Origin of the sequence: Micromonospora sp. NPDC048170 (assembly GCF_040652795.1) — a bacterium.
Lineage (GTDB): Bacteria > Actinomycetota > Actinomycetes > Mycobacteriales > Micromonosporaceae > Micromonospora.
Map to the genome: position 1 here is coordinate 51,953 of NZ_JBEZMR010000020.1, position 13,389 is coordinate 65,341.

10 protein-coding genes and 1 riboswitch are annotated in these 13,389 nt (G+C 74.4%); of the genes, 5 read left to right on the top strand and 5 right to left on the bottom strand.

The window, feature by feature from the left end:
• Positions 1 to 126 precede the first annotated feature (126 nt).
• Complete coding sequence (groL, locus tag AB0D32_RS22455) at positions 127 to 1,749, top strand: chaperonin GroEL (RefSeq protein WP_357093341.1); 1,623 nt, start codon at positions 127 to 129, stop codon at positions 1,747 to 1,749.
• Positions 1,750 to 1,805: 56 nt separating this feature from the next.
• On the opposite strand, the gene AB0D32_RS22460 is transcribed toward groL, so the two are convergent.
• The 3 genes from AB0D32_RS22460 to AB0D32_RS22470 form a co-directional block, all read right to left on the bottom strand.
• Positions 1,806 to 2,003 carry a hypothetical protein gene (locus tag AB0D32_RS22460; RefSeq protein WP_357093344.1) on the bottom strand — a complete coding sequence of 66 codons (198 nt, stop codon included), beginning with the start codon at positions 2,001 to 2,003 and terminating at the stop codon, positions 1,806 to 1,808.
• 90 nt (positions 2,004 to 2,093) lie between these two features.
• Entirely contained in the window at positions 2,094 to 3,026 is a 933-nt protein-coding gene (locus AB0D32_RS22465; RefSeq protein ID WP_357093346.1) for a GNAT family N-acetyltransferase, read from the bottom strand.
• Positions 3,027 to 3,072: 46 nt separating this feature from the next.
• Positions 3,073 to 5,625 carry a S8 family serine peptidase gene (locus tag AB0D32_RS22470; protein ID WP_357093349.1) on the bottom strand — a complete coding sequence of 851 codons (2,553 nt, stop codon included), beginning with the start codon at positions 5,623 to 5,625 and terminating at the stop codon, positions 3,073 to 3,075.
• A 78-nt stretch (positions 5,626 to 5,703) separates the two neighbouring features.
• Here AB0D32_RS22470 and AB0D32_RS22475 point away from each other — a divergent pair, with 78 nt between their 5' ends.
• Positions 5,704 to 7,521, top strand: coding sequence for a glycerol-3-phosphate dehydrogenase/oxidase (locus tag AB0D32_RS22475; protein WP_357093511.1), 1,818 nt, complete (start codon positions 5,704 to 5,706; stop codon positions 7,519 to 7,521).
• Positions 7,522 to 7,634: 113 nt separating this feature from the next.
• A complete protein-coding gene (locus AB0D32_RS22480) occupies positions 7,635 to 7,907 on the top strand; it encodes a DUF4031 domain-containing protein (RefSeq protein WP_357093353.1) in 273 nt (90 codons plus the stop codon).
• Positions 7,908 to 8,190: 283 nt separating this feature from the next.
• On the opposite strand, the gene AB0D32_RS22485 is transcribed toward AB0D32_RS22480, so the two are convergent.
• The gene (locus AB0D32_RS22485; RefSeq protein ID WP_357093356.1) at positions 8,191 to 8,832 is read right to left on the bottom strand and encodes a metal-dependent phosphohydrolase; all 642 of its coding nucleotides are present in this window, start codon (positions 8,830 to 8,832) and stop codon (positions 8,191 to 8,193) included.
• A gap of 74 nt (positions 8,833 to 8,906) precedes the next feature.
• Here AB0D32_RS22485 and AB0D32_RS22490 point away from each other — a divergent pair, with 74 nt between their 5' ends.
• On the top strand, positions 8,907 to 10,163 hold the full coding sequence (locus AB0D32_RS22490) for an FUSC family protein (protein ID WP_357093514.1): 1,257 nt from the start codon (positions 8,907 to 8,909) through the stop codon (positions 10,161 to 10,163).
• 193 nt (positions 10,164 to 10,356) lie between these two features.
• Here AB0D32_RS22490 and AB0D32_RS22495 read toward each other — a convergent pair whose 3' ends face one another.
• Positions 10,357 to 11,673 carry an aminotransferase class V-fold PLP-dependent enzyme gene (locus AB0D32_RS22495; protein WP_357093359.1) on the bottom strand — a complete coding sequence of 439 codons (1,317 nt, stop codon included), beginning with the start codon at positions 11,671 to 11,673 and terminating at the stop codon, positions 10,357 to 10,359.
• Between the two features lie 46 nt (positions 11,674 to 11,719).
• Positions 11,720 to 11,840: riboswitch (SAM riboswitch) on the bottom strand.
• 22 nt (positions 11,841 to 11,862) lie between these two features.
• Here AB0D32_RS22495 and AB0D32_RS22500 point away from each other — a divergent pair.
• Positions 11,863 to 13,350 (top strand): PrsW family intramembrane metalloprotease, encoded by a 1,488-nt coding sequence (locus AB0D32_RS22500; RefSeq protein WP_357093361.1) that lies wholly within the window; start codon positions 11,863 to 11,865, stop codon positions 13,348 to 13,350.
• Positions 13,351 to 13,389 lie beyond the last annotated feature (39 nt).

Genomic DNA, 13,389 nt, shown 5'->3' on the forward strand with positions numbered 1-13,389 from the left:
CTATCCGGCCCGGCCGAGGAGACGTCGTCGTCGCCAGGTGGCGACGTCCCAAGGTGCGTACACCAGGCGGCCCATCCGGGACACACACTCCGGGTGGCCCGTGAGTGTCCAGGAGGACAACGCCGTATGGCCAAGATGATCGCGTTCGACGAAGAGGCGCGCCGCGGCCTCGAGCGGGGCATGAACCAGCTCGCCGACGCCGTGAAGGTGACCCTCGGCCCCAAGGGCCGCAACGTCGTCCTCGAGAAGAAGTGGGGTGCCCCCACCATCACCAACGATGGTGTGAGCATCGCCAAGGAGATCGAGCTCGAGGACCCCTACGAGAAGATCGGCGCCGAGCTGGTCAAGGAGGTCGCGAAGAAGACCGACGACGTCGCCGGTGACGGCACGACGACGGCGACCGTCCTGGCCCAGGCCCTGGTCCGCGAGGGCCTGCGCAACGTGGCCGCCGGTGCCAACCCGATGGCCCTGAAGCGGGGCATCGAGGCCGCCGTGGCCAGCGTCTCGGAGGAGCTGCTCAAGCTCGCCAAGGACGTCGAGACCAAGGAGCAGATCGCCTCCACCGCCTCCATCTCTGCCGGTGACAACACCGTCGGCGAGATCATCGCCGAGGCGATGGACAAGGTCGGCAAGGAAGGCGTCATCACCGTCGAGGAGAGCAACACCTTCGGGCTGGAGCTGGAGCTCACCGAGGGTATGCGCTTCGACAAGGGCTACATCTCGGCCTACTTCATGACCGACCCGGAGCGCATGGAGGCCGTCTTCGACGACCCCTACCTCCTGATCGTCAACAGCAAGATCTCGTCGGTGAAGGACCTGCTCCCGATCCTCGAGAAGGTCATGCAGTCGGGCAAGCCGCTGCTGATCATCTCCGAGGACATCGAGGGCGAGGCCCTGGCCACCCTGGTCGTCAACAAGGTCCGCGGCACGTTCAAGTCGGTCGCCGTCAAGGCGCCGGGCTTCGGCGACCGCCGCAAGGCCATGCTGGCCGACATCGCCATCCTCACCGGTGGCCAGGTCATCAGCGAGGAGGTCGGCCTCAAGCTGGACGCCGTCGGCCTCGACATGCTGGGCCGCGCCCGCAAGGTCGTGGTGACCAAGGACGAGACCACCATCGTCGACGGTGCCGGCGACGCCGAGCAGATCCAGGGCCGGGTCAACCAGATCCGGGCCGAGATCGACAAGAGCGACTCCGACTACGACCGCGAGAAGCTGCAGGAGCGGCTGGCCAAGCTGGCCGGCGGCGTTGCGGTGATCAAGGTCGGCGCGGCCACCGAGGTCGAGCTGAAGGAGCGCAAGCACCGCATCGAGGACGCCGTCCGCAACGCGAAGGCCGCCGTCGAGGAGGGTATCGTCCCGGGTGGTGGCGTCGCGCTGGTGCAGGCCGGCAAGACCGCCTTCGACAAGCTGGACCTGGCCGGCGACGAGGCGACCGGCGCGCAGATCGTCAAGATCGCGCTGGACGCCCCGCTGCGGCAGATCGCCGTCAACGCCGGCCTCGAGGGCGGCGTGGTCGTCGAGCACGTCCGCAACATCGAGGCGGGCCACGGCCTGAACGCCGCCAACGGTGAGTACGTCGACCTGCTGGCCGCGGGCATCATCGACCCGGCCAAGGTGACCCGGTCGGCGCTGCAGAACGCCGCTTCCATCGCGGCGCTCTTCCTCACCACCGAGGCCGTCGTGGCGGACAAGCCGGAGAAGACCCCGGCCGCCCCGGCTGGTCCGGGTGGCGGGGACATGGACTTCTGAGTCCAGCTCCAACGCCGAAAGGGGCGGGCCGCGTCAGCGGTCCGCCCCTTTCGCTGTCACGTCGGCAGTGGCCGCTGGTTACGCCGCTTCTGCGTCCGGTCGTACGGCTGTGGGATCTGCACCGGCTCGTCGACCAGCGTCACCGGATCGTCGGCCGGCTCGTCCACGCCGGCCATCTCCGCCTGCTGCTCGGCGTCGCCGTAGTCGAGCCGGTCGAACGGCAACGGGCCGGGGCGTTCGTCGTCCGTGGTCATGGCTGCCTCCTCTACCGAAACGGTAGGGCGCGACGATCACCGATGCGGGCGAATGGTGCTATCAGGATCTATATCCCATTCGCCCTGCTATCAGCCCCCGAGTGTCCTGCGATAGAGGAAGAAGACCCGCTCGACCCGGGCGCCCGCGCTGCCCGAGTAGAACGGGATCGGCCCCACCCAGCCGATCTGCGCCGACGGCAGGCCCGCCGCCCGCTGGTCGCGTAGGCACCGGCGCAGCAGCACCCCGCCGATCCCCGAGCCCTCGGCCGCCGGGGCGGTGCCCATCGGGCCGAACCAGCTCGGCCGGGACGACCCGTACGCGGCGAAACCGAGCACCTCGCCGTCGCGTTCGGCCAGGTGGCAGCCCGCCCCCTCCCGGCCAACCGAGCCGGCCAGCTCGGCGTCCCAGGCCCCGCCGAAGGTGCCGCGGGCGAACTCCGTCAGCGCCGGCAAGTCGGCCGCCTCGGCGCGGCGGACCGTCACGCCCCGCCCGGCCAGTCGCGCCTCCGCGGCGTCCGTCGGGCGCAGCGCGGGCGAGCCGTCGTACGACAGGTCGGCCGTCATGTTCCACGCCGTCCGGTCCTGCTGGTAGCCGAGCGCCAGCGCGGCGCAGAGCGCCGGGGTGTAGCGCACGTCGATGCCGGGCCAGCCGTAGTGCGGCGGGTTGCCGGCGAGCAGCACCTCGGCCGCGCCGAGACCGGCGAGGGTGCGCTCGGCCGACGACAGCAGCGCCCGTCCCGCGCCCCGCCGCCGGTGGGCGGGGTCCACCGCCACCAGGTCCACGTACCCGAGCCGGGGGTCCTGGGCGGAGACCGAGCAGACCAGCGCCCCGACGAGCTCCGCCCCCCGGTACGCGCCGAGCGCCACCACCGGCCGGTCGACGGCCGCCCGGGTCCAGAGCGTGTCCACGAGTTCCGGCGCCTCGGCCGCATCCTCGGGTAGGTCCAGCGACCGGCGGAACAGCTCCACCACGGCGGGCGTCCGGTCGGCGGTCAGCTCGGCGACGATGATCTCCGCGTCCATGGTCGCCGACCCTAGAGCACCGGGTACGGGGAAGGGCAAGACCTGCTCACCCTCTGGCCGCCCGGACCGCCGCGTACGCGTCGACCAGTCCGGCCCCGGTGATGTTCCGGTCGCCCCCGCAGGTCTGCGTCCGGGAGGCGTACGTCGCCCCGACCGGGGTCGCGGTGTCCCGCAGGATCTGCCGGGTGCGGGGCAGGTCGCCGACGAGCGCCGGGTTGGCCGACCACATCAGCGCCACCACGCCGGCCACCTGCGGGGTCGCCATCGACGTGCCGCTCAGGATGGCGTACCCGCCGCCCGGCATCGCCGACAGCACCTCGTCGCCCGGCGCGACCAGGTCCGGCTTGGCCGCCCCCGGCACCGGGCCCCGGGAGGAGAACATGGTGACCCGTCGCTGCCGGTCCACCGCGCCGACCGTCAGCACGTCCGCGTACGGGGCGGGCGGGTCGTCGATCGACTCGCAGTACGGCCCGGTGTTGCCGGCCGCGGCCACCACCAGGATGCCGGCGGCCTCCAGGGCTGCGGTGGCCGGCCGGAGCACCCCCGGGTCGCAACCCTCGATCGACGGGCAGCCCCACGAGTTGGTGAGGATCTCCGGGGCGCGTGCCGGGCGCCCGTCGGTGAACGGGTCCCCGCCGGCGGGAAAGGGCGCGAGCATGAACTGGAGGCAGTCCAGGTAGTACGCGGGGTTGCCGAGGTTGCGGTCCAGGTTGACGCAGCCGACCCACCGGGAGCCCGGGGCCACCCCGATGCCGCCCCGGCCCACCGCGCTGCCCGTCGTGTGGGTGCCGTGCCCGCCCTGGTCGGTCGGCGCCCGGGTGCCGTTCCACGCGTCGTGCCAGGAGTCGTCGCCGCCCCGGAAGCCGCCGGCCAGCGCGGGATGCCCCCCGTCCACGCCCGAGTCCGAGCTGCCCACCACGATCCCGGAGCCGTTCACCCCGAGCTGGGACCAGACCCGGTCCGCGCCGAGCATCCGGACGTTCCACTCCGGGCCGGCGGGCGCGGGCGCGGTGCCGCGACTGCGGCCGGCCGGCGCGGGCAGCGGTCGTACCCGCTGGCTGATCAGCACCCGGGCCACCTCGGGCCGGCGCGACAGCCAGGCCCGCACCGCAGGCCCGCCGCCCACCTCGACCGCGTTCACCAGGTAGTAGGGGGTGTGCTCCAGCCGGAGCCTGCGCAGATCCCGGCGCAGGTCGGCCTGGGTCCGCTCGGCGGTCGCGACCAACCGCCGGTAGACCTCGCCGGCCCGGGCGTCCCGGCCGGCCCGGCCCGTCGCCGCCGGGACGCCACCGAGATCGGCCTGCTCGCGGAGCACCACGAACAGCCGCTCGCCGTGCAGGCCGGGCTGGCCCGCGCCGACGGCCACCACGCCGACCGCGACCAGCAGGGCCACGGCGGTCACCCCGGCGACCCGCCGGCTCGGCCGCCTGCCCCGGGCCAGCAGCACGCCGTACGCCACGGCGAGGACGGCCGCGACGGCGAGCCCGACGGCGGCTGCGGTGGCCACCCAGAACGGCACGTCACGGGTGCCGGCCAGAACGAGGGTGATCTCCTCGGGGTCGGCGAAGGCCAGCGGGCCGAGCACGCCGAGCCCGACCAGCCAGCGCGTCGCAGGCCGGACGCCGGACGCACCTGCCCGCCCGGCCACCCCCGCGGTGCCGAGCCAAGGTGCCGGGACGCCGCCGGGCGGGTGTGCCAGGGCCGTGCCGGACGGGTTTGCCGGGGCGGTGCCGGGCGGTTTCGCCGGGGCGGCGCCGTGGGGGATCGCCGGCGGAGCGGCCGGGCGGCGGGCCGCCGCGTGCAGGGCCGCCAGCGCGAAGCCGGCCGGCGGCAGGGTCAGCAGCAGGGGGAGCTGGGCCCCGGACTGCCCGACCCCGGCGGCGAGCAGCAGCAGCGCGACTCCGGCGACCAGCCCGCCGACCAGCACCAGCCGGGCCGGCCGGGGCGGATCGCCGACGGTGAAGCGGGACCAGAAGGCGTCATCCAGCAGCGCCCCGGCCAGCACCCCCAGAGCGGCGGCCGCGACCCCGGCGAGCACCGTCTCCAGCAGCCCGCCGAGCGCCCCCAGCCACACCCAGGGCAGCAGCAGCGCCAGCCCGCCGGCCACCCCGAGCAGCGTGACGGCCGGCGCGGGGACCCGGGGCGTCGCGCCGGCCGCGCGTCGGGCGAGCGCCCACAGCACGAGGGCGGCCAGGGCGGCCGTGGCGGCCAGCGCGGCGAGGTACGCCTCGTGGTGCACCGGCGGGAGCGCCCGGAGCAGCCCCAGCGCGCCGAGCACGAGCACCGCCGCCAACCAGGCCCGCCCGGTGACGCGCACCGCCGCCGAGCGGGGCAGCAGGGCGAGCATCAGCGTGGGCACGCCGACCAGCAGCACGGTGGCCAGCACCGTCACCGGCCACAGCCAGACCACGCGGTCCAGCCCGGAGGCCAGCATGACCTGGTCGGCCAGCCACCCGCCGAGCTGGCTGACGACGACGAACCCGACGGCCCAGCAGCCGGTCACCACCGCCGCCACCACCGCCCAGGGACTTGACCGTTCCGGCCCGGCCGGGGGCCGTGGGACGGGCTGACCAGCAGGGAACGGGGGTCCGACCTCCATCCCCAGACAGTACGGCGCGGGCGGTGTGTGCCGCCGGGTGGCGGCGACGGCTACGGTGGACGGGTGCGTGACCCCAGCGTGTCCCGAACCACGGCCGGTCAGCTCTCCCCCGAGCGCCGGGCCGCCGACCTGCGCCGCCTGCGGGCCGAACGCTTCGACGTGCTGGTCATCGGCGGTGGCGCGACCGGGGCGGGGGCCGCCCTGGACGCGGCGTCGCGAGGGCTGAAGGTGGCCCTGGTGGAGGCGCGCGACTACGCCGCCGGCACCTCCAGCCGTTCCAGCAAGCTCATCCACGGGGGCCTGCGCTACCTGGAGCAGTTGGAGTTCCACCTGGTGCACGAGGCGCTCACCGAGCGTGGGCTGCTCGCCACCCGGCTCGCCCCGCACCTGGTCCGGCCGGTGCCCATCCTGGTGCCGCTGCCCGACGGGCAGGGTGTCCGCGGCCTGCCCGGCCGGCTGTTCCGGCGCTCCTACTACGGTGTCGGCGTAGCGGCCTACGACGCCTTCGCCGGGGTCTTCGGCGGTGGTCGCGGCATGCCGCTGCACCGGCATCTGACCCGCGAGGGCACCCGCCGGGTCTTCCCCAGCCTGCGGGCCGACGCGGTGGCCGGCGCGATCCGCTACTACGACGGGCAGGTCGACGACGCCCGGCTGGTGGTGACCCTGGCCCGCACGGCGGCCAGCCTCGGCGCGACCGTGGTCACCAGCACCCGGGCGGTCGGGCTGATCCGGCAGGCCCGCGAGGTCACCGGCGTCCGGGTCCGCGACCTGGAGGCGCCCGCCGGCTCCCCGGACGCCGAGTTCGAGGTACGCGCCCGCACCGTCATCGCCGCCACCGGCGTGTGGAGCGACGACATGTCGCGGATGCTGAACGACGTCGGGCTGCGCCCCGGCATCCGCGTCCGGGCCTCCAAGGGGGTGCACCTGGTGGTGCCCCGCTCGGCGATCACCGGTGAGGCCGGGCTGATCCTGCGTACGGCCACGAGCGTGCTCTTCGTCATCCCGTGGGGCGGGCACTGGATCATCGGCACCACCGACACCGACTGGCGGCTCGACCGGTCCCACCCGGCCGCCTCCGCCCGGGACATCGACTATTTGCTCGACCAGGTCAACACGGTGCTCGACCGGCCGCTCACGACGGCCGACATCGAGGGGGTCTACGCCGGGCTGCGCCCGTTGCTGGCCGGCGAGGCCGACTCCACCTCCAAGCTGTCCCGCGAGCACGCCGTCTTCGAGCCGATGCTCGGTCTGCTGCTCGTCGCCGGCGGCAAGTACACGACGTACCGGGTGATGGCCTCCGACGTGGTGGACCGTGCCGCCCACCGGCTCGGTGCCGTACGCCCCTCCCGCACCGCCGACCTGCCGCTGCTCGGCGCCGACGGCTACCCGGCGATGTGGCGGGACCGGGCGGACCTGGCCCGCCGGCACGGGGTGCCGGTCGGGGTGGTCGAGCACCTGCTGGAGCGCTACGGCAGCCTCACCCGCGACCTGCTCGCCATGATCGACGCGGACCCGCTGCTCGCCTCCCCGCTGGCCGGCGCACCCGAATATCTGGCCGCCGAGGTGACGTACGCGGCCCGGGCCGAGGGGGCGCTGCACCTGGAGGACGTGCTCACCCGCCGTACCCGGATCTCCTTCGAGACCGCCCACCGGGGCCTGGAGTCGGCCGGCCACGCGGCCGAGCTGATGGGCGCGGTGCTCGGCTGGGACGAGGCCACCCGGGCCCGCGAGGTGGAGCACTACCGGGCCCGGGTGGAGGCGGAACGCCAGTCCCAGCTGATGCCCGACGACGCCACCGCCGACGCCGCCCGGCTCGGCGCGCCCGACGTGCGGGGCTTCGCGGCGGACCGCGGTGCGGACGACGACCAGGCCGAACTGCCGTCGTCGTCCCGCTGACCGGCCCGGGTCTCCTGCACCCGCCGCCCGACCCCGGTGGTCTCACCCGTGGGTGAGGTAGGGGCCCGGACCGCGCGATCGTCGACCAGTCCTCGGCGGGTAGCTTGGCCGACATGCTCTACCTGGACCGGCCCGCCTGGCCGTGGCGGGGACGCCTCTGGTCCCACCTGATCAGCGACGTGTCCCCCGCCGAGCTGCACGCCTTCGCCGAGGCGCTGGGTGTGCCCCGCCGGGGGTTCGACCGGGACCACTACGACATTCCCGCCGAGCGGTTCGCCGTGGCGGTCTGGCTGGGCGCCCGGGTGGTGCCGAGCCGCGAACTGGTGCGCCTGCTCCGCCAGGCCGGCCTGCGCCGCCCCAAACACCTGACCCACCCCGCCCCCTGACCTGCCCCGCCCCACCGCCGCCACCCACCTGTTCTCGCGATCTTGCGCTTTCCGCCCCCTTCCTGTGGGGATTTGTGGCTTTTGCTGGGACCAAAACTGCAAGATCGCCGCCGGGCCGCCGGGCCGCCGGGCCGCCGGGTGGGGGATGGCTGTCCACCGTGTCCGTCGGAGGCAGTCCTCGCAGCTCCCGGCATCGCCGCGTCCGGCAACTCCGGCACCGCCCAGCTCGACTCAGAGGGCGAGGCAAGGCGAGGGCGAGGGAGAGGGAGGGCGAGAGTGGGGGTTATGGGAGGGGAAGGGTGGAGAGTTCGCGGGTGAGGTTGGCGCGGGCCAGGGGCTCCCAGCGCCTGGCCAGCGGCGGCAGCCGGAACAGTGCGGGCAGGGCGAGCAGGCCGGCGAGGACCCGGGCGCGGCCGGCTCGGAAGGCGGGGTCGGGCACGTGCGCGTACTCCCGGCGGATCGCGGCGGCGTAGCGGTCGTACGCCTCAGGTGGTGATGCCAGGACGGCCAGGTCGGCGTCGCAGAGCAGCGCACCGTCGGCGTCGCCCGGGTCGACGGCGTGCCCGGCGGTGAGCAGCACCAGCCGGCGCACCTCGGCCACGGCGTCGGCCGGCAGGCCCACCCCGGCGAGCAGCGTGCCGGCGAGTGCTGCGCTGTCACGCTCGTTGGCGTCGCCTTCGGCGCGCGGATCGTAGACGGCGTCGTGACACCAGGCCGCGAGGCGCACCAGGTCCGGCCGCCCGGCGGACGGCGCGTGCGCGTCGACCACGTCGAGGACGGCCGCCAGGTGGTCTGCGGTGTGATAGTGCCGGTGCGGCTCACGCCAACGGGCCAGCAGTTCCGCGCCGACCCGGGTCAGTTCCGCCGCGTCGGTCACCCCGGCGCCCCGGGCCGCGGCCCGCCACCGGTCGAAAAGGTCACCCACCCGGCCGAGTCTGCCCCATCGCGCCAGCGCCGGAGGATTCACCCGACGCGGCACGGGTAGTCCCGGCCATGGCCGTGGCCCGGGACCGTCGACCCTCACTGGTGCGACGCGTCATCCTGCGTGACGGGGGTACGGACGTCGACGGGTCCCGGATCGCCGAGACGATGACGCAGCTGCGGCACCGCGGGACGGTGACCCTGCACGACCGCCTGCACCGGCTGCGGATGGCGATGGGCCTCGCCGTGCAGGCCGGCCTCGCCGCCGGGCTGTCCTGGCTGGCGGCGCACGAACTGCTCGGCAACCCGCAACCCGTCTTCGCGCCGATCTCCGCGGTCGGCACCCTCGCCGCCTCGGTCGGCCAGCGGTTCCGCCGTACGGTGGAGCTGATCGTCGGAGTGGGTATCGGGGTCGCCGTCGGCGATTTCCTCATCTACCTACTCGGCACCGGGCCGTGGCAGCTGGGGCTGGTGGTCACCCTGGCGATCGTGCTGACCATCTTCGCGGGCGCCAGCGTGGCCATCGTCATCCAGGCGGCGGCCACGGCGGTGCTGATCGTCACGCTCAGCCCGTCGACCGAGAACCTGGAGATCCCCCGGTTCATCGACGCGTTCGTCGGTGGAGGCATCGCGCTGCTCGTCACCGCGGTCCTGCTGCCGCTCAATCCGCTGCGGGTCATCAACCGGGCCGCCCGGCCAGCCCTGGACCTGCTCGCCGCCCAGCTCGACAGCGCTGCGGACGCCCTGCGGGAGCGGGACCGGGACAAGGCCCAGGAGGCACTGGACCGGCTCCGCAACAACCAGGAGGAGCTGTCCGCCCTGACCGAGGCCATCGAGGGGGCGAAGGAGACCGCCATGCTCTCGCCGGCCCGATGGCACCGGCGGGACGAACTCACCCACTACGCCGAGGCTGCCGAACCGATCGACCGGGCGATGCGCAACGCCGGCACGCTGACCCGGCGCGCGGTCACCCTGATCGAGGACGAGGAGCCCATCCCGGAGACGATGCCGGACGCGGTGGCCCACCTTGCCGAGTCGGTACGCCTGCTCAAGCACGAGTTCGCCGTCGGCGAGGACCCGGAGAAGTCGCGGGAGCGGGCGCTGCGCGCGGTCAGCGAGGCCGGCCGGGCGTACGCCGAGGGGGTCGGCTTCTCCGGCAGCGTGGTGATCGCACAGGTGCGGACCACCGCCAGCGACCTGATGGTGGCCTCCGGCATCACCCAGGAAGAGGCGAACCGCGGGGTACGACAGGCCTTCGGCGACCTGGATCGACCACGCGGCCAGGCAGAGCAGGTCAGCACCCCGACCCCACCCACCGCCCCACCACTGGGCTGACTCACCCGCACCACCCCTCCTGACTCATCACGCCGCTCTCTTGCCCGCGATCTTGCACTTCCGGCCCCCAGAGCGCGCCTTTAGTCCGTTTCGCCGGGGCGGAAAGTGCAAGATCGACGGGCCGGGCGGGCGAGGCGAGAGTTAGGGCGGGCGGAAGGGGGGTGGGGCGGGAGGGGGAAGGGAGGCGCGGGGGTCAGGGCAGGGTGGTCAGGGCGGTCAGTAGGCGGTCGACGTGGGTTGTCGTGCTGCCCAGGCCGATGCTGGCGCGTAGGGCGGTCGGCGGCAGGTCCCGTCGGCCGCTGCGGGCTGCCGCCTCGTCGAGCAGCCGCCGGGCCAGCGGGTGGGCGCAGAAGAGGCCGTCGCGCAGCCCGATGTCGTGCGACGCGGCCAGTTCCGCCGCCACCTCCGCCGAGTCCCGGCCGGCCACCACGAACGACACGATGCCCACCCGGGGTGCACCCGGCCCGAAGGTGCGCAGTTCCACCACGTGTGGCAGGGCCGCGATGCCTTCGCGCAGCCGGGCCAGCAGGGACTGTTCGGCGTCGTGCAGGGCGGCCCGGTCGGCGTCGGCGAGAGCGGCGCAGACCGCGGCCAGGGCGACCGCGCCGAGCAGGTTCGGCGTGCCAGCCTCGTGCCGGGCCGGGCCGGTCGCCCACCGTACGTCGTGGGTGGCCGCCCCGACGTGGCTGGTGGCGCCGCCCCCGACCAGGTACGGCGGTGCCGCGTCGAGCCAGTCCGCCCGCCCGACGAGCGCTCCCGCGCCGAACGGCGCGTACAGCTTGTGGCCGGAGACCGCGAGGTAGTCGACGTCGAGGGCGGCGACGTCCACCGGCACGTGCGGGGCGAGTTGCGCGGCGTCCACCGCGATCCGGGCCCCGTACCGCCGGGCCACCCGGGCCAGTTCGGCCACCGGCCAACGCTCGCCGGTCACGTTGCTCGCGGCGGTCACCGCCACCAGCACGGGCGGGCCCTGGTCGACGCCGGGGCGGGCTGGCCGGGAAGCCTGGCTGCCCGCCGCATCCAGTCTGCGCAGTTCGCCGAGCGCGGCGGCCAGCGCGCGGACCGCCTCGGCGGGCTCCCGAGGCACCGGCAGCCGGACCGAGCCACGCGGCCAGGGCAGCAGGTTGGCGTGGTGCTCCCCGCCGAAGGTGATCACCGTGGTGCCGGCGGGCATGGCCCGGGCCAGCAGGTTCAGTGCGTCGGTGGTGTTACGGGTGAAGATCACGTGGTCGTCGGCGCGAGCTCCGAAGAAGTCACCGACCGTCTGCCGGGCGCGCTCGTAGGCGAGGGTGCAGCGCCGTGACAGCGCCCCGGCGCCGCGGTGCACGCTGGCGTACCAGGGGAGCAGTTCGGTCACCGCGTCGGCCGCCGCCCGCGCGCAGGGCGCGGTGGCGGCGTAGTCCAAGTTGACCTGGCCGGGTACGCCGAGCACGTCGAGCGGCCCGGCCGCGGGCGGCGGCCCGGTCCGCGTCGGCTGTGCTGCGGGCGGGGGTACGAGGGTGACGGTCATGGCCGACCTCCGGGTCCAGGGACCCCGGGTGGGCGCACACGGGCGGGGTCCGCGCTTGCCCGGCACGCGGATCGCGCCGGGCCCGGTCATCACCCGGGGCACCCCACCGCGAACTCGACGAGGGTTGCCGGCCAGCAAACCGGGGCTTGACGCTGGCGCTCGTGACCTGCCCGCAGCATAGCGGGGTGAATGCGACCGGACCAGCCGGCCGGGGATGGCTACGCTGACCGCATGGCCGACACCCCGCCCGGCGCTCCGCTGCCGCCGACCGTGCCCGCCGTCCCGCCGCCGGCCGGGGCCGGGCCTCGGATGCCGTCACGCGGGCTCAACTGGCCTCGGATCCTGGTGCTGGCCGGGGCCGTCGTGTTCATCGCGGCCTGCGCGGTCTACATGGTCTTCAAACTCGGTCTGAATCTCGGCGTCGAGGCGCTGCTGATCGGGCTGGTCGCCGCGATCCTCCCGGTTCCGGTGCTGGTGGGCTGTTTCCTCTGGCTGGACCGCTACGAACCGGAACCCCTGCGGTACCTGATCTTCTGCTTCGCCTGGGGCGCGTTCGTCTCCACCGCCGCCTCGCTGACGGTCAACAACTTCTCCGCCGACCGGTTCGAGGACTGGGGGCTGCCGACCGCGCTGACCGCGGTGCTGGTCGCGCCGTTCATCGAGGAGTTGACCAAGGCCATCGGGCCGCTCCTGCTGTTGATCTTCCGCCGGCGGGAGTTCTCCGGCATCACCGACGCCCTGGTCTACTGCGGGCTCTCCGCGGTCGGCTTCGCCATGGTGGAGAACATCCTCTACCTGGGCGGTTACGGCTACGCCACCGGCGTGGAGCGGTACGGCCCGGCGACCGGCACCCAGCAGGTCATCGCCATCTTCATCGTCCGGATCCTGCTCTTCGGGTTCGCCCACCCCCTGTTCACCTCGATGACCGGGGTGGGGCTGGGCATCGCCGCGCGCGCCGCCAACCGGTGGGTCCGGGTGCTCGCCCCGCTCGCCGGCCTGCTGCTGGCGATGATGCTGCACGGCCTCTGGAACCTGCTCCCGACCCTCACCCAGGCGACCGGGGAAACGTTGATCATGTTGTACGGCTTCATCGGCGTGATGGTGCCGGTCTTCTTCGGCATGGTCGGGCTCGCCGTGTGGCTGAGAGCCTGGGAGGGGCGGCTCACCGAGCGGACCCTGCCGGACTACGTCCGGGCCGGCTGGCTCACCCCGCCGGAGGTGGCGGCGCTGAGCAGCCTGGGACGGCGGCACGCGGCCCGGGTGTGGGCGAAACGGGTGGCCGGCGACGCCGGGCTGAGGGCGATGCGTGGCTACCAGTTCGCGGCGACCCGGCTGGCGCTGCTGCGCGACGGCGCGCTGCGCGGCCTGGACCGGCGCCCGGTGGACCGGGAGCGGACAGCACGGGAGGAACGGGAACTGCTGGACGCGATCACCGCATACCGGTCGTTCTTCGTGGGCAGGGACCCTCAGGTGCCGGCGGGGATCTGGGACGGGCACCGCTACCAACTGCGATTCCCGGACGGCACGAAGCGGCCGGTCGAGGCACCTGACGAGCCCGTCGTGCCGATCCCGGTGGTGCTCGTACCGCCGCCGCCCCCGGCTCACCCGTCCGGCTACGGGCCGCCCGGCTGGTACGGCCAGCGACCGGCGGCGCCGTGGCCGCCCGGCCACCCGTGACGCGTACACCCGGCCACTCCTGACACGACACCGGGGCCG